Below are 19792 nucleotides of genomic sequence, written 5' to 3' on the forward strand. Positions count from 1 at the left end.
AGCCGCCACCCCGGCGAAGGCCGGGGCCCAGTTGGGGGACGTCGCTAATTGAAGACAGCGCGTCGTTACGACCACCTTTCCACCTGGGCCCCGGCCTTCGCCGGGGTGGTGGTATCTGTGGGGATGGCAGCAGTAATTACGCCCGCCCGGCCGCCTGCCAGCTATCGGCACAGAGTCCATAGATCAGGCTGTCGCGCAACCCGAGATGCGTCTCCCACTCATCGCGCAACAGCCGCTCGCGACGGAAGCCCAACCGCTCCAGCAGGACGATCGACGCCGCATTCTCGGTATCCGCGTCGGCGAATACGCGGCTGCGCCCCTCCGCGAACAGCCGGTCGATGACCGCCGACACAGCCTCCCGCGCGATCCCACGCCCCCAGGCTTCGCGCGCGAGGATGAAGCCGATCTCGGTCACGCCGCGGCCATCGGACTCGCCGTCCGCCTCACTGCCCGAAACCCAGCCGATCGCGCGATCGTCGCCGGTGCGGGTGATCGCCCAGGTGCGCTGGTTGCCCGGCGCGGCTTCCTCGGCGAGGTAGCTGCGGACGTCGTCGACGCTGCCGAGCGGGCCATCGGCGGAATAGGCCATCAAATCGGCATCGGCGAGCATCGGGTGCAGCGCAGGCGCATCCTCCTCGACGAGCGGACGCAACCGCAGCCGCCGCGTCTTCAGGACGGGCGAATGGGCGGCATTGCGTCGTTTGCGATCAGGGCGTCTCATGCGGTCAGTGCATCGACGAGCGCGCGGACTTTCTTCTGGCGCCATTGCGGTAACGGCGCGACCAGCCAATACCCCCCCTTCGAGGGCTGCGACTCGCCGATGATCCGCACGCGAGCCTGTGCCAGATCGCGACGGGCGAGCAGTTCGGGGACGGTTGCACGGCCAAGCCCCGCCGCTGCCGCGTCGATTGCGAGCCCGGCATCGGTGACGCGCACCAGCGCGACGCCGTCTTCTCCCGACCACGCGATCGCCGAGTCGCCGTCCATGTTCGGCGCGGCGATCGTCACCATGCCTTCGGATTCGAGCGCCTCGCCCTCATGCTCGCCCGGGCCATCGCCCCAGCGGATCGCCAGATCGAGATTGGCTTCGGTAAAGTCGACATTCTCGTCGGCGGTGATCAACACGAACCGCAGTTCGGGATCCGCCTCGGCAATCTGCGCCAGGCGGGGCATCAGCCACTTCTCGGTCAGGTCGCGCGGCGCGGCGATCGTGAGCGATTTGGAGGACTGGCCGGCCTGCATCGCGCGCACGGCTTCCTCGAACTGGAGGAACCCGCCACGCAGCGCGCCAAGCCCTGCTTCCGCCTCGGGTGTCAGTTCGAGCCCGCGCGTGGTGCGGCGGAACAGGACGACTCCGAGCGTATCCTCCAGCGCGCGGATCTGCTGCCCGACCGCGGCCGGCGTAACCGCGAGCTCGTCGGCGGCGCGCGTGAAAGACAGATGCCGCGCGGCCGCGTCGAGGACGCGCAGGCCGTTGAGCGGGAGATGCGTGCGCTTCATTGGACTGGCCCTGATCTAGACGGCCCAATCCCACCGCCCCCCGTCATCCCAGCGAAAGCTGGGATATTCATGGGGAGCGCGTGACGGCCGCCAACGGGGATACCCCAGCTTTCGCTGGGGTGACGGGCTCCTAGGCATCCGGGGCTGGTAGTATTGGCTACGCGCATCAATTCAGCACCGCGGGCGCGAACAGCGAGAAGCGGGGGATCTCGACGTCGAACATCGCGCCGTCTTCGCGGACCATGCGGTAATTGCCGTGCATCGCGCCCGAGGGGGTCGCGAGCGGGCAGCCCGAGACATAATCGAAGCTCGCCCCCGGCTCGATCACCGGCTGTTCACCAACCACGCCTTCGCCCTCGACCGAGTGGCGCGCGCCGCGACCGTCGGTGATCACCCAGTGGCGGGTGAGCAGCTGAACCGTCTCGTCGCCCTCGTTCTCCAGGCGAATGTGATACGCCCAGAACCAGCGGCCACGTTCGGGCTCGGACTGTTCGGGAAGGTAGCTGACCGACACGCGCACCGTCACTCCATCGGTCGTCGCCGCGTTGGGGAACAGCGCCTTCACAGGCCAATCCTTCTCATAGACCGGCCCGACGCAGCGCCTGGTCGAGGTCGTCGATCACGTCCTGCGCGTCTTCGAGGCCGACGTTGAGGCGCAGCAGCCCCTCGGTCACGCCCATCTCGATCTGCTTGTCGGGCGACACGCTGGCGTGCGTGGTCGACGCCGGGTGCGTCATCAGCGAGCGCGAGTCGCCGATGTTGTTCGAGATGTCGACGAGTTCGAGCGCGTCGAGCAGTGCATGCGCCTGCTCGCGTCCCTCCACTTCGAACGCGAAGATGGGTCCGCACGCGTCCATCTGGCGCTTCGCTAGTTCGTACTGCGGATGGCTGGGGAGGCCCGGATGCAACACGCGGGGGACACGGCCTTCCAGAAACTGGCCGACCTTCATCGCGTTCTCGGACTGGCGGTGGATACGCAGATCGAGCGTCTCAAGCCCCTTGAGCACTACCCATGCATTGAACGGCGACAGCGTCGGGCCGGTGTTGCGCGTGAACGGCAACAGCGTGTTGGTGATGAAATCCTCGGTCCCGCAAACCGCGCCGGCGAGCACGCGGCCCTGACCGTCCATCATCTTGGTCGCGCTGTACGCGGTGACGTCAGCGCCGAACTCCATCGGCCGCTGCAAGGCCGGCGTCGCGAAGGCATTGTCGACGACGGTCGTGATGCCACGTTCGCGCGCGATGTCGCAGATCGCCTTCAGGTCGGCTATGTCCATCGTCGGGTTGGCCGGCGTCTCGAAGAAGAACACCTTCGTCTCGGGACGGACCGCGTCGAGGAACGCCTGCGGGTCGCGCGCGTCGACGATCGTCGTGGCGATCCCGAACTTCGGCAGCAACGTATCGGTCAGCCAACGGCACGACCCGAAAGCCGCGCGCCCGCCGACGAGGTGATCGCCGGTCTGGAGTTGGCACAGCAGCGATGCGGTCATCGCCGCCATGCCGGTCGCCATCGTCCGGCACGCCTCGGCACCCTCCAGCAGTGCGATCCGCTCCTCGAGCATCTGCACGGTCGGGTTCTGCAGACGGGAATAGGTCATCCCCTCCTGCTCGCCGGCAAAGCGTGCCGCGGCGTCGCCTGCCTTGTCGTAGCAATAGCCCGAGGTGAGGAACAACGCCTCCGACGTCTCGCCATATTCGCTGCGGGCGGTGCCGCCGCGGATGGCGCGCGTCGCGGGACGCCAATTCTGGGTGATCGAACGATCCTGGCCGGTCTTGCGCTTCATGCGCGCCGCTTTGCCGGGGGGGAGCCGCGATGACAAGCCTTGCGGACGCCGGAGGGCATCGGAAGGACCTGCCCTAGTACCGCCCCCAGGTGAATTTCGAGGACAGTGCGTAGTTCCAGACGGCACCCACCAGCACCCCGATCAGCGCCGACGCCGCCCAGGTACCATCGCGCGTCGCGTACAGGAACGCAGCGATACCGACGTTGGCGACCGCGCCGACCGCACAGATCACCGCGAACGATACCCAGCCGTCGACCAGTTGGCGCAAGCCCTTCAAACGGCGGTCGCGATAGGTCAGCGCGTTGTTCAGGAAGAAGTTGAAGGTCAGGGCAGCGAGGGTCGCGACGATCTCGCCGACCAGGAAATTTACCCCCAGCCCGACGAACAGAGCACTTAGCACCGCCATGTGGATGCCGACGCCAAGCACCCCGATCGCCGAGAACATCGCGAACCGTACCGGCACGATCCGCCCGAACATCCGGTCGTAGATCGCGATCAGATACTCCATCGCGACGACGTGATCGAGCTTGCTCTCCCCCTCGGTGCGGCAACGGAACGTATAGGGGAGTTCGACGAAGCGCAGCGGCGTCGGCGACGCGGTCAGAAGATCGAGCAGGATCTTGAAGCCGATCGCCGACAGCGACGGCGCGAGGCGGCGGACGATGTCGGTGCGGATCATGAAGAACCCGCTCATCGGATCGCTGAGATCGGCCTTCAACACGCCGCGCGAGAGCTTGGTGGCGAACGCCGACTTGGCGACGCGGTCGCTGTCCCATTCACCGGTGCCGCCCCCGTTGACGAAGCGCGACCCGATCACGACGTCCTGCGCGGCGTCCTTCAGCAGGTCGAGCATCGCCGGCAACAGCGTCTCGTCATGCTGGAGATCGCCGTCGATCACCGCGACAAAGGGTGCCGCGGTCGCGCACATGCCCTCGATGCACGCCGACGACAGACCACGGCGGCCGATCCGCTGGATCACGCGAACGCGCTTATCGAGCCGGGCGATCTCGCGCGCGGCGTCGGCGGTGCCGTCGGGACTGTCGTCGTCGACGAAGATCGCCTCCCAGTTGCGCCCGGCCAGCGCCTGGTCGAGCTTGGCGATCAACGTCGGGACATTGGCCTTCTCGTTGAACGTCGGAATGACGACCGCGAGTTCGAGAAGGTCGACGATCATCGCCGGGTCAGACGAGTTCGGCGAGGATGGCGTCGCCCATTGCAGCGGTCGTCAGCGTGCCGCCAAGATCGGGCGTACGCGCGCCGCCGAGGATCGCCGCCGCGACCGCCGCCTCGATCCGGTCCGCCGCTTCGGGCATGTCGAGCGAATGGCGCAGCATCATCGCGGCGGACAGGATTGCCGCGCACGGATTGGCCTTGCCCTGCCCGGCAATGTCGGGCGCGCTGCCGTGGATCGGCTCGTACATGCCGCGGCCCGTGCCATCGAGCGCGGCGGACGGCAACATGCCGATCGAGCCGGCGCACATCGACGCTTCGTCCGAAAGTATGTCGCCGAACAGGTTGCCGGTGACGATCACGTCGAACTGGCCGGGGTTGCGCACCAGCTGCATCGCCGCGTTGTCGACGTACATGTGGCCGAGTTCGACGTCGGGATAGTCCGCCGAGACCTCGATCACGACGTCGCGCCAGAGCTGCGATGTCTCCAGCACGTTGGCCTTGTCGACCGAGAGCAGCTTGCCCTTGCGGGTGCGTGCGGTCTCGAAGCCGACGCGAGCGATACGGGCGATCTCGCGCTCGTCGTAGCGCATCTCGTCATGGCCCTCGCGCAGGCCGTCGGCGGTGGTGCGGAAGCCCTTCGCGCCGAAATACACGTCGCCGGTGAGTTCGCGGATGATGACCATGTCGATCGCGCGGGCGACTTCGGGACGCAGTGCCGACGCATCCTCGAGACCGGCGAACAGCTTGGCAGGCCGCAGGTTGGCGAACAGGCCAAGCTCCTTACGAAGGCCAAGGATCGCCTGTTCGGGGCGGAACTGGCGTTCGAGGCTGTCGCAATCAGGATCGCCGACCGCACCGAACAGGATGGCGTCCGCACGCTTCGCCAGTTCGAGCGTCGCGGGGGGGAGTGGGTGGCCGACCGCTTTGTATGCAGCGCCGCCGACAAGGCCTGTTTCGTAGGTGAGGTCGAGGCCGAGCGTGTCGAGCACGCGGCGCGCTTCCGCGGTGACTTCGGGTCCGATGCCGTCACCGGCCAGTATCGCGATCAAGGGCATGTACGTTCCTCCGCCGCCGCCCTTGCCGGGCGACGCGCGCTCACGCAACTGCCCTTTTAAGGCGATCCACCAGCCGGCCGCGCGCGGCAAGCGGGTCGGCGCGGCGATCGACGAGGATATCGCGTGCCAGGAAATGGCCGGTGAGGCGAAGTCCGTCGAAGATGTCGGGCCAGTCCGCCTCGCCGCCCACCATCAGGAAGTCGGGCAATCGCAATAATTTGGCCTCATGCCCAAAAGCCGCCCCGCGCGAGACGGCCGCACCGCTCCTGGCGGAAACGAAGGCGAGATCGTCCAGCGATCCGGTGGCGACGCAGCGATCGAGATCGAGCCCGAACCCCAATTCAGCGAGCACCAGCAATTCATAGCGAACCAGCGCGGCGGCCCAGCCGCGCGCGGACGGTGCCCCCTCGATCGCTCCGAGCACGCCGCCGAGCGCATCATGGATATGCGGATAGGGTTGGGCTTCGGGCAGCGCGGCGGCGGTAAGCGCGGTCGCCCACTCGATCGCACCGGCGGCGAGCGGCTCGCGGTGGAGGAGCGCGCGGCTGTGGATCAGTTCGGCGGTCAGCGAGGCGAGTTGCTCACCGGTCCGCGCGCGCCATTCGCCCTGGATGACGTTCGCCTGCAACAGCACCGGCCGCATCGCGCGCGATCGGCCGCCGCGGACATAGCCGGGCTGGATACCATCCTCGCGGGTCAGCGCGCGCACGATCGCGCCATGCTCGCCGTGCTGGCGGACGGCTACGACGATGGCGGCTGTGCGAAGGTGCATGGGGTCCTATACCGCTGTCCCTTCGGGAGCGGGAGGGGCTCGCTGTGGAGCGGTGCCGGGGTGAAGGCACGTGCGCTCGACAGACCGTGCCGACATCCTTCCGACGCATGGCCGCCACGCTGCCCCGCTGGGAAAGCGTCCCGCTAGCGCCTGATCTTGTCAGCAATCCGCTTGAGCTTGGCGTGCGTCGCGGCGCGCCCGGCGTAGGCGATCGTTCGATCGAACGTCCGCAATGCCGCCAGTGTCGCGCGGTTCGCCAGCGTCCTACGCAGCAACACCACGTCGACGCAGGCCGTACCGCCGGTCGAGAACTGGCGCTTGTGCTGGCCCTCTCCTTCGGTGAAATCGAACCGGGCGAAATCCTGCTCGGTGAACAGGTCTCGTAGCGCCTCGACCTGAAGAACCGCGCCGGGGGACAGGTCGTCATGGGCCGGGTCGTGCCCGACATGCGTATAGAGAAGCGCGCTGTGCTCCGCCGTGCAGCACAGATAGGCGATCGGCGTACCGTCAAGGAACAGCAACCAGGCGCGAAGCCGGTCCTGTTTCGCCAGCGACACCAGGTGACGGACCGACCCGCCGTCGTCAGGCAACCCCGATTCCAGCAGCTTTTCCTGGTAGGTCGTTGCCGACACCTTGCGGGCGAGCGGATGGAACACCGCGAAGGCGTCCGCATCATGGTAACGCCGGATGTCGAGCAAGCCGCCATTTGCAGCCGCGAGCTTCTTCGCCTTGCGCCTGATACCCGATCGCGCGTTTGCCGAAAGCCCCGCCAACCACGCCGCCGCGCCCGCTGACAGATCGATATGGTAGCGTGTGTAACGCTGACGGACGGACCCGAGCAGGCTTTTACCGGACAAGGCCGTCAGGTCCGGGAGCAGCGCCTCCGGCATCGACGTTACCAGATACCCCTGTGCGTCCCTGGGCAGGATCGGCAATGCCGGGACTGTTCCAATGAGTACGTCATCAAGCGTATAGGACAGGCGAACGAGCCGTCTCTGGATTGCCCACAGCGTTCTCGCACCGACCTGGAAACGCAACGAGGCCATCTCTGTCGCGGCGTGCGGGATGATCAGCGCCGCCGCGATTGCGGACGTTCCGATATCCAATTCGACCAGAGTTGCTGGGCCTGACGCCAGCGCGTTCGCAGTGGATCGGGGCCGAGCGGGACGTCCTCGCGGTTGAGCGCCAGGTCCGGCCGGTCCGCGAAATGGACCGTAGGCAGTCCCTCCCGCATTTCCGCGAGTATCGTGCACAGCGCCTGGAAGCGACGGACGTGAACCGCATTGGCTCGCGTCCCGCGCCGATTGGCGAGTTCGAATCCGTGGCTGACGATCGTGACCGCGGCATGGTTCGAGGCTGCCGCATGTTCGAGCGCGTCATAGCTTTCGCCGGTCGACAGCGCGCAAAGCTGGAAGGTGCGGATCCGCCCGCGCATATCCTCGATGACGGTCACCGGGACCTCGATGATTCCGGTCTCTGTGGGCATCCGGATCGGGGCGATCTGACGCGCCGGTAACGAGATGCGACTCCTTCCCGGCGCTTGCGATCCGTTATGGCTGCTGTCGTAGGCAAAGCCGAGCTTCGCCAATGCGGTCACGGTATCGTCGTTTGCGGCATAGCTGCCCGCGCGAAACGCGATCGGATCGGGGGCGCCCGCCTCGACCAGCAGCGCGGTCGCCTGGACGAGCAATGCCGTCTGCTCGGCAAGGTCATAGGTGCACAGGTCGAACCGGCCGTGCGCGGCGCCGTGGTCACCTGCCCGTGCCAGCGCCCAACCGGGATGCAGGTGCAGCTGCACCTCCTGCCCCGCCGCCAGGATCGTCTCGACCATTCGCCGTACCGGTGCCACGCCGAACGCCAATGCCGGCATAGGGTCGACGAAGAAGCATGCCTTCAGGTCATGCCGCGCCAGTTCGGCGAGCTGATAGCCAAGCCCGACGCCCGCCGGCTCGAGCGAGCGCGCATAGATCGCCTCGCAATCGAGCCCCGCCGCGTGATGCCGCCAGGCGAACTCGGTGTCGATGGTGAGGAAGACAGGCGTGGGCACGGTATGCTGTGTAACAATCGCAGGTGAAGATTGGGTTTCGTATCCTTGCAACCCTGTCCCGGTCAAAAGCAACCCGTACGCTCAGCGCGAATGGTAGAAGTCGTAGACCTGTTGCGCCACACCGGCCGAGACTCCCGGCGCCTGTTGCAGATCCTGCAGGCTCGCGTTGCGGACCGCGCGGCCGGTGCCGAAGTGCATCAGCAGCGCCTTTTTGCGCGCCGGGCCGATGCCGGGGACCTCGTCGAGCGGACTGGCGCCGATCGCCTTGCTGCGCTTGTCGCGGTGGACGCCGATCGCAAAGCGGTGGACCTCGTCGCGCAGGCGCTGGAGGTAGAACAGCACCGGCGCATTGACCGGCAGCTGGAACTCGCGACCGTCGAGCATGTGGAACACCTCGCGGCCGTCGCGGCCGTGTTCCGGGCCCTTGGCGATCCCGACCAGGCACACGTCCTCGACGCCGATCTCCTCGAGCGCGGCCTTGACCGTGTTGAGCTGGCCCTTGCCGCCGTCGATCAGCACCAGGTCCGGCCATTCGCCCGAATCGCGATCGGGATCCTCGGCCTGCGCGCGCGAGAACCGCCGGGTGAAGACCTCGCGCATCATCGCGAAATCATCGCCCGGCGCGGTATCCTTGTTCTTGATGTTGAACTTTCGATACTGGCCTTTGCGGAAGCCCTCGGGTCCCGCGACGACCATCGCGCCGGTCGCGGCAGTGCCCTGGATGTGGCTGTTGTCGTAGATCTCGATGCGCTCGGGCGGTTCGGCGAGGTCGAACAGGTCGGCGACTTCGCGCAGCAGCTTGGCCTGCGTGGTCGATTCGGCTTGGCGCCGTTCGATCGCCTCGATCGCGTTGCGCTTGGCCTGGTCCATCAGGCGGCGGCGGTCGCCGCGCTGCGGGACCTGCAACGCAATCTTGTAGCCGGCGCGTTCGCCTAGTGCTTCGGCCAGCAGCGCGCCTTCCGTCAGTTCGCGGTCGAGCAGGATCTGCTTGGGCGGCGGGACCTCTTCGTAGAACTGGCCGAGGAAGCTGGTCAGCACCTCGTCCTCGGGGACGTCGTTGGTATGCTGCGGGAAGAAGCTGCGATGACCCCAGTTCTGGCCGCCGCGGATGAAGAACGCCTGGATGCCGATAAGGCCATCCTTGCAGGCCATCGCGAAGATGTCGGCATCACCGACCCCTTCCGCGTTGATCGCCTGCGTGCCCTGGATGAAGGTGAGCGCACGGAGACGGTCGCGGAGCAAAGCCGCGAGTTCGAAGTCCATGTTCTCCGCGGCGGCCTGCATCTGCGCGCCGAGCTTGGCCTGCACGCCGGTCGACTTGCCGCCGAGGAACGCTTTCGCATCCTCGACCAGCTCATTGTAGGCAGGTTCTTCGATGCGACCGACGCACGGCGCCGAGCAGCGCTTGATCTGGTAGAGCAGGCAAGGCCGGTCGCGCGTCTTGAAGAAGCTGTCGGTACAACTGCGCAGGAGGAACAGCTTCTGCAGCGCGTTGAGCGTGTTGTTGACCGACCCGGCGCTCGCGAACGGCCCGTAGTAATTGCCCTTCGCACGGCGCGCGCCGCGGTGCTTCTGAACGCGCGGGAAGGCGTGATCGTCGCGCAGGAGGATGAAGGGGAAGCTCTTATCGTCGCGCAGCAGCACGTTGTAGGCGGGGCGATAGCGCTTGATCAGTTGCGATTCGAGCAGCAGCGCCTCGGCTTCGTTGTTGGTCGTGACGATCGTCATCGACCGGGTCTGCGACACCATCCGCTGAAGGCGCTTGGTCAGCCTGTCGACCTGGACATAGTTCGCGACCCGGTTCCGGAGCGCACGCGCCTTGCCGACGTAGAGGACGTCGCCGCGCGCGTCCTGCATCCGGTAGACGCCAGGACGGATCGGGAGCGTGTCGAGCACGTTCCTGATCGCGGCGACGCCGGCCGCGAGGTCGGGCGCCTCACCGCCACCGCGGACGGCGAACGTGGACTTGTCTTCGTTGAACCGGTCGGGGGAATTGGGGGAGGACATCGCTACGGAATCTAGGGAGTGCGAGGGGCTTATGCCAGCGGAAGGCAGTGATCTTCACGCGAAGGCGCGATGGCGCGAAGAGAAAAAGCAGTTTGGTTCACGCGGAGACGCGGAGCCGCGGAGAGAAGATCAGAAGGGCAGCGCTCGCCGAAAACCGCCGAAGGCTCACATCAGCTCAAGGCTGTTAGGTACATTAGCCGAAAGCATAACGCCTCCGCGTCTCCGCGTCTCCGCGTGAACCAAACTGCTCCTTCTCTTCGCGCCTCTGCGCCTTCGCGTGAATCAATCTTCAAAGCCCTGCGGGCCAAGGCAGACGATCAGGCTTGCGCGAAGACCCTGGTGCCGACGATGCCGACTACCGTCAGCGCCATGAAGGCGGCCTGGACGCCACTGACGCGGTCGCCGAACAGGATCACGCCGCCGATGATCACGCCGACCGCGCCGGCTCCCGTCCATAACGCGTAGGCGGTGCCGGCTGGCAAGCCGCGCATAGCCAGCGCGAGCAGGCCCATGTTGACGAAGCTCAGGACGATCGGGACGCTGGAGGCTTGCCAGGTGGCGAGCGTGGCGGCCCATTTGAGGCTGAGCGCCCAGCTGATTTCGGTGATGACGGCAATGCCGAGGATGAGCCAGGACATGATTCTTCTCCAACGGGCTCAGATTGGAGAAATCGGCCGCCGGAAACCCGGGAAGAGACGGCCGTCTGTGAGAAACGAAAAATGCGCCAAGCGAACGACCGTTCCCCCGCGAAGGCGGGGGCCCAGGGTTGCGGGCGCTGTTCTCTGAGATCCTGGCCCCCGCCTGCGCGGGGGAACGGCAGCGCGTGGAGCGCTGCCTTGGATTAATTCAGGCGGCCGAGACCCGAGATCGACCGGTCGACCATCATGCGGTCGGCGGCAGCGTCATGGTGCTCGGCGATCAGGATACCGGCAGCCTTTGCCGCGGCATCCGCCGCCCGTGCTCGGACTTCGGCAATCGCGGCGCGTTCGGCGGCGGCGATCTTGTCCTCGGCCATCTTCGCACGGCGTGTCATGAGGTCCTCGGCACCAGCCTTGGCCTTGGCGATGATCGCCGCGGCTTCGTGGTGCGCGTGAGCCTTCATGGCTTCGGCTTCGACGTGCGCGGTCTTCGCTTTCGCCTCATACTCGGTGCGGATCGCTTCGGCTTCGGCGCGGAGTGCCTTGGCTTCGTCGAGCTGGGTGCGGATGCCGGCGATGCGCGTGTCGAGCATCTTGCCGATCATCCCTGGAACCTTCTTCCAGATCATCAGCAGGATGACGACGATCATCGCTACCGCGACCCAGCCGGTCGAGGTCAGCCCGAGCGCGGTCGGATCGGCGACGTGCTCGACGCCACCGGGCGCGGTCGTGTGACCCTGGAGCCCCTGGTTGTCGATCGCACCTTCGGGCGCCATGCCCTCGCCGTGGATGACCGTTGCGGCCGAGTCGGGATTAGCCATGCGCCGTCGTCCTGCGTACTGCGTCGGTTGCCGCATCCAGGCTGACCTGGAGGCCGGCTACCTTGGCGGCCAATTGCTGTGCTGCTTCGGCGGCGACGCCCTGCAAGTTCGAGAGCGCCTCGGCCTTCGCGTTCGCTACCGCCAGATCGTGATGCCCCAGACGCTCGGCGAGTTCGGCATCGGCCGCATGGACCTGCTGCTCGAACGCGGTCGCCGCACGCTTGGCGGCTGCCGCGGTCTCGGCCTGCGCCGCAACGCGGGCCGCGTCCATTTCGGCCTGCCAGTTCGCCTGAACCGTATCGGCCTGCGCACGGGCCGCGACCGCTGCCGCCAGATCACCCGCGATCTTGCCTTCGCGCGAGTCCACGTTGGACACGATCCTTGGCACCATCCCCTTGCCGATCCCGAAATACAGGATGCCGAAGGTGAGGAGCAGCCAGAAGATCTGCGAGGCGTAGGTAGCGGCTATCTGGGAAATCTGGGGCATGTCGGTCCTTCGTGAAACGGCCGGGCGCGGTCGCCCGGCCAGTTCAGCGAGTTGTTAGGCGACGAACACGAGGATGATCATCGTGACGAAGGCGAGCAGACCGAGAAGCTCGGCTGCTGCGAAACCGATGAACAGGCGGCCCTGCTGGCTGTCGGCTGCGCCCGGGTTGCGGAGAGCGCCGGCGAGGAACTGCGCGAACACGTTGCCCACGCCGAGTGCTGCGAGGCCCATGCCGATCGCTGCGAGGCCGGCACCGATCATCTTTGCTGCTTGTGCGTCCATGGTAAATTCCCTTTGTAGATCAGTTAGGTAATAGAAAACTTAGTGAAGGTTCGCCCACTTAGTGGAGGTTAACCGCGTCGTTCAGATAGACCGACGTCAGCAACGCGAACACATAGGCCTGGATCGCGGCGACCAGCAGCTCGAGCAGCGTGATCCCGACCATCAGGACGAAGCTCGGCAGGCTGACGATCGCGATGTAGCCGGCGCCGAGGTTCAGACCATTGATCACGAACGCGGCGAGCACCTTGAGCAGGATATGCCCGGCAGTCATCGCCACGAACAATCGCAGACCGAGCGAGAACGGCCGCACCAGGAACGACATCAGCTCGACCACGAAGATCAGCGGGATCATCAGCGGCGGCGTACCGTGCGGCACGAACAGCGAGAAGAAGTGGAAGCCGTGCTTGCCGAAACCGACGAGGAGCACGATGCCGAAGCTGATGAGCGCCAGCACGCCGGTGACGGTCATGTGGCTGGTGACGGTGAACGGATGCACGCCGGGGACAATGCCGAACGGCAAAAGCCCGATGATGTTCGCGAACAGGATGAACATGAACAGCGAGAAGACATAGGGCACGAAGCGCTTGCCTTCGGGGCCGATGTTCTGGGTGAGCATACCGGAGATGAAGCCGGTAAAGCCCTCGACTGCGGCCTGCCAGCGGCCGGGGACGAGCTCGCGCTTCATCCCGCCGATCATGAAGGCCCATAGTGCGACGACCGTCACCACCATCCACAATGCGGAATTGGTGAACGACAGGTCATAACCACCTACGATCCAGTGCGAGCCGAACGCCGGCTCGATCAGGAACTGGTGCATCGGATCGATCTTGCCGCCCTGCTCTGCCGCCACGTGGAATCCCTGCCGTCTTGATACGACAAACGCCCGGTTACTCCGGGCGTTCGCCTGAAATTCGAATGATCTGCCTGAACGCGACCGCTATTCCGAGGAACAGCAACACGATCAGCCCCCAAGGGCCAGTGCCGAACCAGCGGTCTATCAACCAGCCGATCAGCGCACTGCCGACGAGACTCCCGATAAGAGCGGAAATGACGCGATTGCCTTGCGAGTAACCCCGCTCGGCATCCGCCCCCTTCTGCCCCTTTTTCAGTGTTTCCCGAGCCTTGACCTCTCTCAATCGCTCATCGAGCGCGGAAAGTCGCGGATCTTCAACACCCTGGGGGTCCTGTCCGGGTTCGATCTCCGCCACGCACATTCCTCCACCTGATTTCGCATCGGGGAGGAAGCAAGCAGCGACGAGCGATCCCGCCAAGGCGCGGTCCGTTTAGAAAAGGGGGGGGTGCAAGTCAACCGGTGTGACAGGTCCGTCATCATGGACCTTGGGATGAGGCCGGATCATCGCGGCGGCGGGGCGACCTGACTCTGGATCGTCACCCGCCCCTCCATTCGTCACCCCAGCGAAAGCTGGGGTATCCCGGTAATGCAACGCGCGCCCGCCGCACGAGACCGCGGCTTTCGCTGAGGTGACGGGTAGAGCGCTGGAAATGCCCTGCCCTGCTCGTACCCCCGCCTAACATCCGTCACCCCAGCGGAAGCTGGGGTATCCCTGTAACGGAGCGTTCCCTTGCCGCGCGAGATCCCAGCTTTCGCTGGGATGAGGGGGAAGGGCCGGGTTGCCCGGGAAGGGCCGGGTTGCGCGGGCAGGGCCGGGTGACGTGGGAAGGATAGAAGACGGTGGAAGACTCAGACGCAGCGCGAATCGCGGTCCGGGGCGCCGCCGGTGCGGGTTTTCCAAACCCCATCCGGCGTCTTGTACTTCTCACCGGGATTGGTCTGCAGGATCAGGTTGCAGCCGCTGGTGAACGCCAGCTGCTCGACCGTCGCGCCGCTCGCCTGCGCCTTCTGCGTGTACGCCGACTTGCGCTGGATATTGATGTTGTTGACCAGCGCGCGCAGGTCGCCGCTTGCCGCACCAACGAGGCCGAGATAGCCGTCGGGCTGTTCGCCGACCTCGCCGCCCGCACGCGCCGCGGCGTACGCTGGATCACGCTGTGCCGACGCCGCCACCGAAAGGCCGCCGAGAACCGCGGCTGCGGCAATCATGACAATGACCTTCTTCATTTTAGAATATCCCCGGATTCTGCTGGATCAACGATTTCGCCTCGCCATCGAGACGATAGACCACTTCCTGCGTGACGTTGATGTTGAGGTTGATCTCGATCGGCTTGTCGGGCGCCGACACGTTGATGCAGCCCGGCAAGGCCGCCGTCAGCCCGATTAGTGCGATCGTCCTCGTCATCATCTGCAAGATCGGCCTTTGCTCCAGCTTCTTCAATCCTGTTTCGGTCATGGCACGATCCTGCTTGCGGGAGGCTGAATGGTTGGGGGTTTCGGAGGAGGCGGCGCCGACTGCTGCTGGAGCAGCGCCGGCAGGTTGCGCTGGATCAGCCGTTTCGGATCATAGAAGCTCTGCGCCGAATCGAGCAGCCCGCGGAACGGCGCCTTGATCCGGATATTGAAGATGAACGGCAGTTTCTGGAGCCGCCGGACGATGAAGTTCGACTTCGCCCCCTCGCCCTGGCTGATCCCGGCGAACCGCACGTCGGTGACCATCTCACCCGCCAGCGGCCCGTTCATGCCGACCCGCAACGACTGATACCGCAGCGACTTCAGCGCCTGGAACGCGATGTTGGCCCAGATGCCGAGGTCCTTCTGGCTGAGATCGCCGACATAGGCGAGCGTGCCGCCCCCCGGCCGCACGCGCAGATCGCCACCCTCGATTCGCCCGCCGGTTTCGTCGAAGATCATCGGCAGCACGCCATCGAAGATTCCGGTTGCGTCGAGATTCTTGAAATCGAACTGCTGGAGGAACTGGTCGGCTGCCATGTTGGCGACGTGGAACGTCATCCGCCGCTCCTTGGGTGCCGAGAAGTCGAGCAGCGTGGGGTCGAGCGCTAGCGATCCGCCCGCGAACGGCCACGCGCCGCCTTCGACCTGAACGCGCGCGCCCGGGAGAGTCTGATAGCGGATCGTGCCGTCGCTGACCGGAATGCCGGGGTTGAGCGTGCGGATCGTCGCCACCTGCCCCGGCGCGCTCTGGAGATTGAGCAGGTCGGTGAAGCGGATCTCGGTGGCGATGCCGGTGACGGGCCCGAATGCGGCGGCGAGATCGGTGCCGGCGGTGCGGAACACGCCCGTGCTCGTCACGCCGGCTACGTTCCAGGCGATATGCCCCTCGCCGCTGACCGATCCGTTGACGTCGGCGATCACGCCAAACGTCAATGGGGTGAGCGCATCGGGTTGCAGTCTGTCCTTGGCGAACGCGATCGCGGGGACGTTGAGGTCCGCCTTCCCGGCGCCCGCGCCGAGTGCGTGGGTCAGCGTGACGTCGGCGACCCTTGTGTTCGTGGTCGGCTCGAACAGCGTGCCCGCGGCCGTGATCGTGCCGTTCACGAGCGCCAGCGTCATCGCGCGCGCGGCGAGCGGCTTGAAGCGCGGGCTCGGCGCGGCATCGGACACGTCCATCGTGCCGGTGAGGTTGAGCGCCCCGCCGACCAGCGTCCAGTCGCCGGCCGCATTGCCGAGCAACAGCGGAACGTTGGCGATCTGGCCCGAGCCGCCGGTGAACGCGCCCGCCACGCCCTGCCCGGTCATGCGACCGGTGACGGTGCCGAAATCGAGTCGCGTGACGCGCTCGGGCGCGCCGATGCGGGTCTGCACCCCGTCGATCGCGAAGCCGCGCTCCGCTAGCCGCAAGGTCGATCCGGCGGCGGCCAGGCTGATTGGCGTGGTACCGAGCCGGCCCTTCAGCATTGCCGCAGCGATCGTCGCGCCGCCGCCGATCCGCGCGCCCTCCACGCGGACGAGCGCACCGTCGACGGGACACAAGGTCAGCCGCGCCGGATCGAGCACCAGTCCGGATACCGCAAGGCGCTGCACGGCGAGCGGCGCACACCCGGTATTGACGACCAACCGCCCCCGCCCGTCCCAAAGCGCCGCGACCGGCATCGACAGGCCGTCCACTCGCCCGTTCGCGACCGGTCCGTCGAGCGTGACCCGCGTCGTGATCGACGTCGCGCCGCCGGGCGTCGCGCTGAACGTCACGGGAGTCAGTGCCAGGCGCGCATCCCCTGCCGCATAAGGCGCGATCCGCGCGACGCCGCGAATCGCCGCGCCGGGTTTCGCCTGCGCCAGCGCCACGCGCGCATCCGGCAGGCCGCCGCCTTGTAGTGCCAGGGTCGTGTCGAGCCGCACGCCACCATTCGGCCAACCGAACGCGATCCCGCTCCCGCCGCCGAGCGCGACACGCGCGCCGCTCGCCGAGGCCAGTGCCAGCTTGGACAGGACCGCCCTGCCACGCGCGCCATCGATCCGCGCCGACAGGGTGCCGTCGGCGAGGAAACCACGGCCGGCGCGCTCGACGGCTTGTGCGACGGCCGCGGCCAGCGGCGCGACCGGCGTCCCAGCCGCCGCAGCACTGATTCCGGCGAGCCCCGCAAGTCGCCGTTTGGCCACGGCCGCACCACGCGCCTGTACGCGCCCGTCGAACGCGATCTGCGAGCCGATCCGGTATGCCCCCGTGATCAACACCCGGCGCGCGTCGCCTTCGACGGTATGGACGGTGTCGGCCGTGATGGCGGCACTACCGCCGGTCGCCGCGGTGCTTCCGCTGAAGTCGACCGTTCCGCCAGCGCTAGCCAGTGTCGCGCCAGGCGTACGCGCCGCGCCCGTCTTGATTGTGGCTCGCCCCTGCCAGCGATCGAGCGCGGCAGAGAGCCCGACGTCGAGGTCCGCCGCGATCCGGTCCATGCGGGTCGTCCCGCACGCGAGACGCGACACGCGCACCGGTCCGGTGATCGTCGGCCTGGCCGCGTCGATCCGGAGCTTTACCGTCGCCGCCAGCCGGTCGATCACGCAGCCGCCAAGCTCCAGTCGCTCGCTGATCGCCGCCAGCGTGCCCCGGAAACCGTCGTCGAGCTTGCCCGACCCGGCCAGTTTCAACCCGACGATTCCCTGCGGCGTTTCCAGCCGCATCCGCCCATCGGCAACCGACAAGTCGAGCGCGGGCAACGCAAACGGCTTGCCCGAGGGCGTCGGCAGCAACCGATCGATCGCGCCGAGCGAGACCTTCCCGTCGACCAGCCGGCCACGCAGCCGCACCTTCCCCGCCCGCACGCCTTCCAGATACGGCCCGGACAGCCCGACGCCTGTCCGCGTCTCGACCCAATCGGCCACCAGATCGGGATGCGTCGGATCGCCCAGCACGACGTTGGTCAGGCGTTGCCCGCCCAGCGCGAGGTCGGCGATGTCGTAGCGCGCTGGCACGCCGGCCTTCGCCAGTTCGCGGTCGATGAAGCCCTCGGCGATCGGCTTCCGCACCAGCCACAATGCGACCAGCGCAGCGAGCAGAATCAGCGCAATCGCCAGGATCACGCGGCGGACGGTCGTCGGACGGCGCGGGCGGGCCCCGGGGTCGGCCCCCATCTCGCTCGTCTCGGTCACCCAGTCACTCCGCCACTCTCCGGTCCCCTGCATAGGCGGGAGAGCGGCCGTCATGCAATTGCACGCGGATGTGCTAGCATCGCGCCATGGCGGATGCAGACGACGAGATCGACGATCTGAAAGGCCATCGCGGACGCCTGCGCAAACGCCTGTTCGAAGGGGGTGGCGACGCACTGCTCGACCACGAACTGATCGAATATCTGCTCGCCATCGCCATTCCCCGTGTTGACACCAAGGCGCTCGCCAAGACGCTGATGCGCGAGTTCGGTGGGATCGGCGGGGTGCTTACCGCGGATGCCGAGGCGCTTGGCCGGGTAAAAGGCATGGGCGAAATCTCGACCGCCGCGATCAAGATCGCGCATGCCGCCGCAATCCGACTGCTACAATCGCAGGTCAGCGATCGCCCCGTGCTCGCCAACTGGCAGGCGTTGCTCGATTACCTCCGTGCCGACATGGCGCATCACGCGATCGAGCGTTTTCGCGTACTGCATCTCAATACAAAGAACATGCTGATCCGCGACGAGGTGATGAGCAAGGGTTCGATCGACCAGGCGGCCGTGTACGTCCGTGAAGTGATCCGGCGCGCGATCGACCTCGGCTCCGCGTCGATCATCCTGGTCCATAATCATCCGAGCGGAGACCCCTCCCCCAGCCGGGCCGACATCGAGATCACCCGAACCATCGCCGAGGCCGGCAAGCGGTTGGGCATCACCGTCCACGACCATATCGTGATGGGAACCGGCGGCCATGTCAGCCTGCGCGCTCAAGGGTTGATCTAGCGCAACGGGATAAGCCGATCTGCATCGATCAAACCATGCGCCCTTTCGCGCTCGGCTTCGTTATCGTCACGAAGGAGTGTTCGAGTTGGACAACAAGTTGCACGACGAAGCGTCAAACGTGACGGCTGAAGCCGGCCAGGTTCTGGTCGACGGACCCGACGGCGTGGCGGTCTCGCTGACCCCGGAGGCTGCCGCGGAAACATCCGATCGCCTTCTCGACAGCGCGGCCGAAGCGCAAGGCCAGATCCTAGCAGAAACCCGCGCCGCAAAAGACCGGGCAACGCGCAGAGACAATTGATCCACGGCAAGTCAGCGTCCCACGCGCCAGGGTACATCTTGGCTGGTAGGACGCTGGAATGCGACGCTCCAACTCTTTACATGCGGTCAAGCGCTGTCTGCGGGCACAAGGCCGTGTAGTCCGGACGATCGAGACGCCCCCCGCAGAACTCAGCCTTGCGACAGGAAGCTGGTCAGTTCGGCCTTTGACAGCGACTTGTTTTTGTCGGCGTCGGCTTGCGCGAACGCCGCGTCGACCCACTTCCGCGTGTCCGGCGCCGTGGCCTTGGTCGTCGGATCGGTCTTGCTCTTCAGCGCGACCATCCACGCGCCGAACTCGGCCGGGTTGAGCTTGCCGTCCGCGTTCTTGTCGTAATTCGGAAACTCTGCGTCGATGACCTGCGCCACCTGGCTACTGGTGGCGGGCTGCTCCCGCGCTGCCGGCTGCATCGGTACTGCGTCGGTCGGCGCACCTTGCTGCGTCGAAGCATCCGGTTGAGACGCTTGAGGAATTGCGCCGCTCTGCGAAGATGTCTGAGGAGCACCTGCGACAATACGCGCCTCCACCGGCACAGAAAACGTCGCCAGTCCGATCAACACGGTATATCTCAACATTACGCTTCTCCGGTACTGTTGTACGAGCACACTGAACACCACTACCATTTATAAGCATGAAGATGACCGGCAACGGGCAGCGTGCTGTATCTATA

Annotated in this window: 22 protein-coding genes; 2 read left to right on the forward strand and 20 right to left on the reverse strand. The window is 66.3% G+C overall.

All coding sequences use genetic code 11. The features are described from left to right. Window positions 1-136: 136 nt before the first annotated feature. The 19 genes from SJY41_RS11560 to SJY41_RS11650 all read right to left on the reverse strand — a co-directional run bounded on the left by SJY41_RS11560 (window position 137) and on the right by SJY41_RS11650 (window position 18027). On the reverse strand, window positions 137-721 hold the full coding sequence (locus SJY41_RS11560) for a GNAT family N-acetyltransferase (protein ID WP_380781832.1): 585 nt from the start codon (window positions 719-721) through the stop codon (window positions 137-139). Then, complete coding sequence (locus SJY41_RS11565; protein ID WP_380781834.1) at window positions 718-1500, reverse strand: LysR family transcriptional regulator; 783 nt, start codon at window positions 1498-1500, stop codon at window positions 718-720. The genes SJY41_RS11560 and SJY41_RS11565 overlap by 4 nt, the downstream gene beginning before the upstream one ends. A 166-nt stretch (window positions 1501-1666) precedes the next feature. Next, window positions 1667-2065 carry a Co2+/Mg2+ efflux protein ApaG gene (gene apaG, locus SJY41_RS11570; RefSeq protein WP_380781836.1) on the reverse strand — a complete coding sequence of 133 codons (399 nt, stop codon included), beginning with the start codon at window positions 2063-2065 and terminating at the stop codon, window positions 1667-1669. Window positions 2066-2078: 13 nt separating this feature from the next. Continuing rightward, window positions 2079-3284, reverse strand: a complete 1206-nt coding sequence (locus SJY41_RS11575; protein ID WP_380781838.1) for a trans-sulfuration enzyme family protein — start codon at window positions 3282-3284, stop codon at window positions 2079-2081. A 73-nt stretch (window positions 3285-3357) separates the two neighbouring features. Next, the gene (locus tag SJY41_RS11580; protein WP_380784126.1) at window positions 3358-4455 is read right to left on the reverse strand and encodes a glycosyltransferase family 2 protein; all 1098 of its coding nucleotides are present in this window, start codon (window positions 4453-4455) and stop codon (window positions 3358-3360) included. Between the two features lie 10 nt (window positions 4456-4465). Further along, window positions 4466-5512, reverse strand: coding sequence for a 3-isopropylmalate dehydrogenase (gene leuB / locus SJY41_RS11585; protein WP_380781840.1), 1047 nt, complete (start codon window positions 5510-5512; stop codon window positions 4466-4468). A gap of 40 nt (window positions 5513-5552) precedes the next feature. Beyond that, a complete protein-coding gene (gene recO, locus SJY41_RS11590) occupies window positions 5553-6284 on the reverse strand; it encodes a DNA repair protein RecO (RefSeq protein ID WP_380781842.1) in 732 nt (243 codons plus the stop codon). Window positions 6285-6427: 143 nt separating this feature from the next. Then, window positions 6428-7390: a GNAT family N-acetyltransferase gene (locus SJY41_RS11595; RefSeq protein ID WP_380781843.1), complete on the reverse strand. Its 963-nt coding sequence runs from the start codon at window positions 7388-7390 to the stop codon at window positions 6428-6430. After that, window positions 7354-8331 (reverse strand): polysaccharide deacetylase, encoded by a 978-nt coding sequence (locus SJY41_RS11600; protein WP_380781845.1) that lies wholly within the window; start codon window positions 8329-8331, stop codon window positions 7354-7356. The genes SJY41_RS11595 and SJY41_RS11600 overlap by 37 nt, the downstream gene beginning before the upstream one ends. An 81-nt stretch (window positions 8332-8412) precedes the next feature. Next, complete coding sequence (gene uvrC, locus SJY41_RS11605; protein WP_380781847.1) at window positions 8413-10338, reverse strand: excinuclease ABC subunit UvrC; 1926 nt, start codon at window positions 10336-10338, stop codon at window positions 8413-8415. A gap of 317 nt (window positions 10339-10655) precedes the next feature. Then, window positions 10656-10976, reverse strand: coding sequence for a DMT family transporter (locus SJY41_RS11610; protein WP_380781849.1), 321 nt, complete (start codon window positions 10974-10976; stop codon window positions 10656-10658). A gap of 203 nt (window positions 10977-11179) precedes the next feature. Beyond that, window positions 11180-11752 carry a hypothetical protein gene (locus tag SJY41_RS11615; protein WP_380784127.1) on the reverse strand — a complete coding sequence of 191 codons (573 nt, stop codon included), beginning with the start codon at window positions 11750-11752 and terminating at the stop codon, window positions 11180-11182. 37 nt (window positions 11753-11789) lie between these two features. Beyond that, window positions 11790-12284 carry an ATPase gene (locus tag SJY41_RS11620; RefSeq protein ID WP_380781851.1) on the reverse strand — a complete coding sequence of 165 codons (495 nt, stop codon included), beginning with the start codon at window positions 12282-12284 and terminating at the stop codon, window positions 11790-11792. A 54-nt stretch (window positions 12285-12338) separates the two neighbouring features. Further along, window positions 12339-12566: a F0F1 ATP synthase subunit C gene (locus tag SJY41_RS11625; protein ID WP_055873230.1), complete on the reverse strand. Its 228-nt coding sequence runs from the start codon at window positions 12564-12566 to the stop codon at window positions 12339-12341. A gap of 58 nt (window positions 12567-12624) precedes the next feature. After that, window positions 12625-13383, reverse strand: a complete 759-nt coding sequence (locus SJY41_RS11630) for a F0F1 ATP synthase subunit A (protein WP_380784128.1) — start codon at window positions 13381-13383, stop codon at window positions 12625-12627. Window positions 13384-13453: 70 nt separating this feature from the next. Beyond that, window positions 13454-13780 (reverse strand): AtpZ/AtpI family protein, encoded by a 327-nt coding sequence (locus SJY41_RS11635; protein WP_380784129.1) that lies wholly within the window; start codon window positions 13778-13780, stop codon window positions 13454-13456. 488 nt (window positions 13781-14268) lie between these two features. Then, complete coding sequence (locus tag SJY41_RS11640) at window positions 14269-14646, reverse strand: YdbL family protein (protein WP_380781853.1); 378 nt, start codon at window positions 14644-14646, stop codon at window positions 14269-14271. 1 nt (window position 14647) lies between these two features. Next, window positions 14648-14875, reverse strand: a complete 228-nt coding sequence (locus tag SJY41_RS11645) for a YnbE family lipoprotein (RefSeq protein WP_056065123.1) — start codon at window positions 14873-14875, stop codon at window positions 14648-14650. Further along, the gene (locus tag SJY41_RS11650; protein ID WP_380781855.1) at window positions 14872-18027 is read right to left on the reverse strand and encodes a YdbH domain-containing protein; all 3156 of its coding nucleotides are present in this window, start codon (window positions 18025-18027) and stop codon (window positions 14872-14874) included. The genes SJY41_RS11645 and SJY41_RS11650 overlap by 4 nt, the downstream gene beginning before the upstream one ends. Before the next feature lie 86 nt (window positions 18028-18113). Between SJY41_RS11650 and radC the strand changes: the two genes are divergently transcribed. Beyond that, a complete protein-coding gene (gene radC, locus SJY41_RS11655) occupies window positions 18114-18806 on the forward strand; it encodes a DNA repair protein RadC (protein ID WP_380781857.1) in 693 nt (230 codons plus the stop codon). An 85-nt stretch (window positions 18807-18891) separates the two neighbouring features. Further along, window positions 18892-19104, forward strand: a complete 213-nt coding sequence (locus tag SJY41_RS11660; RefSeq protein WP_380781859.1) for a hypothetical protein — start codon at window positions 18892-18894, stop codon at window positions 19102-19104. A 149-nt stretch (window positions 19105-19253) separates the two neighbouring features. On the opposite strand, the gene SJY41_RS11665 is transcribed toward SJY41_RS11660, so the two are convergent. Beyond that, window positions 19254-19697, reverse strand: coding sequence for an EF-hand domain-containing protein (locus tag SJY41_RS11665; protein ID WP_380781861.1), 444 nt, complete (start codon window positions 19695-19697; stop codon window positions 19254-19256). Window positions 19698-19792: the final 95 nt, after the last annotated feature.

Source organism: Sphingomonas sp. R86520, assembly GCF_042466285.1.
Classification (GTDB): Bacteria; Pseudomonadota; Alphaproteobacteria; order Sphingomonadales; family Sphingomonadaceae; genus Sphingomonas.

Bases quoted from the DNA above. Each gene is read 5' to 3' on its own strand.
- SJY41_RS11560 (WP_380781832.1), bottom strand. From the start codon at position 721: ATGAGACGCCCTGATCGCAAACGACGCAATGCCGCCCATTCGCCCGTC.
- SJY41_RS11565 (WP_380781834.1), bottom strand. From the start codon at position 1,500: ATGAAGCGCACGCATCTCCCGCTCAACGGCCTGCGCGTCCTCGACGCG.
- SJY41_RS11575 (WP_380781838.1), bottom strand. From the start codon at position 3,284: ATGAAGCGCAAGACCGGCCAGGATCGTTCGATCACCCAGAATTGGCGT.
- leuB (WP_380781840.1), bottom strand. From the start codon at position 5,512: ATGCCCTTGATCGCGATACTGGCCGGTGACGGCATCGGACCCGAAGTC.
- recO (WP_380781842.1), bottom strand. From the start codon at position 6,284: ATGCACCTTCGCACAGCCGCCATCGTCGTAGCCGTCCGCCAGCACGGC.
- uvrC (WP_380781847.1), bottom strand. From the start codon at position 10,338: ATGTCCTCCCCCAATTCCCCCGACCGGTTCAACGAAGACAAGTCCACG.
- SJY41_RS11610 (WP_380781849.1), bottom strand. From the start codon at position 10,976: ATGTCCTGGCTCATCCTCGGCATTGCCGTCATCACCGAAATCAGCTGG.
- SJY41_RS11615 (WP_380784127.1), bottom strand. From the start codon at position 11,752: ATGGCGCCCGAAGGTGCGATCGACAACCAGGGGCTCCAGGGTCACACG.
- SJY41_RS11620 (WP_380781851.1), bottom strand. From the start codon at position 12,284: ATGCCCCAGATTTCCCAGATAGCCGCTACCTACGCCTCGCAGATCTTC.
- SJY41_RS11625 (WP_055873230.1), bottom strand. From the start codon at position 12,566: ATGGACGCACAAGCAGCAAAGATGATCGGTGCCGGCCTCGCAGCGATC.
- SJY41_RS11630 (WP_380784128.1), bottom strand. From the start codon at position 13,383: ATGCACCAGTTCCTGATCGAGCCGGCGTTCGGCTCGCACTGGATCGTA.
- SJY41_RS11635 (WP_380784129.1), bottom strand. From the start codon at position 13,780: ATGTGCGTGGCGGAGATCGAACCCGGACAGGACCCCCAGGGTGTTGAA.
- SJY41_RS11640 (WP_380781853.1), bottom strand. From the start codon at position 14,646: ATGAAGAAGGTCATTGTCATGATTGCCGCAGCCGCGGTTCTCGGCGGC.
- SJY41_RS11645 (WP_056065123.1), bottom strand. From the start codon at position 14,875: ATGACCGAAACAGGATTGAAGAAGCTGGAGCAAAGGCCGATCTTGCAG.
- radC (WP_380781857.1), top strand. From the start codon at position 18,114: ATGGCGGATGCAGACGACGAGATCGACGATCTGAAAGGCCATCGCGGA.
- SJY41_RS11665 (WP_380781861.1), bottom strand. From the start codon at position 19,697: ATGTTGAGATATACCGTGTTGATCGGACTGGCGACGTTTTCTGTGCCG.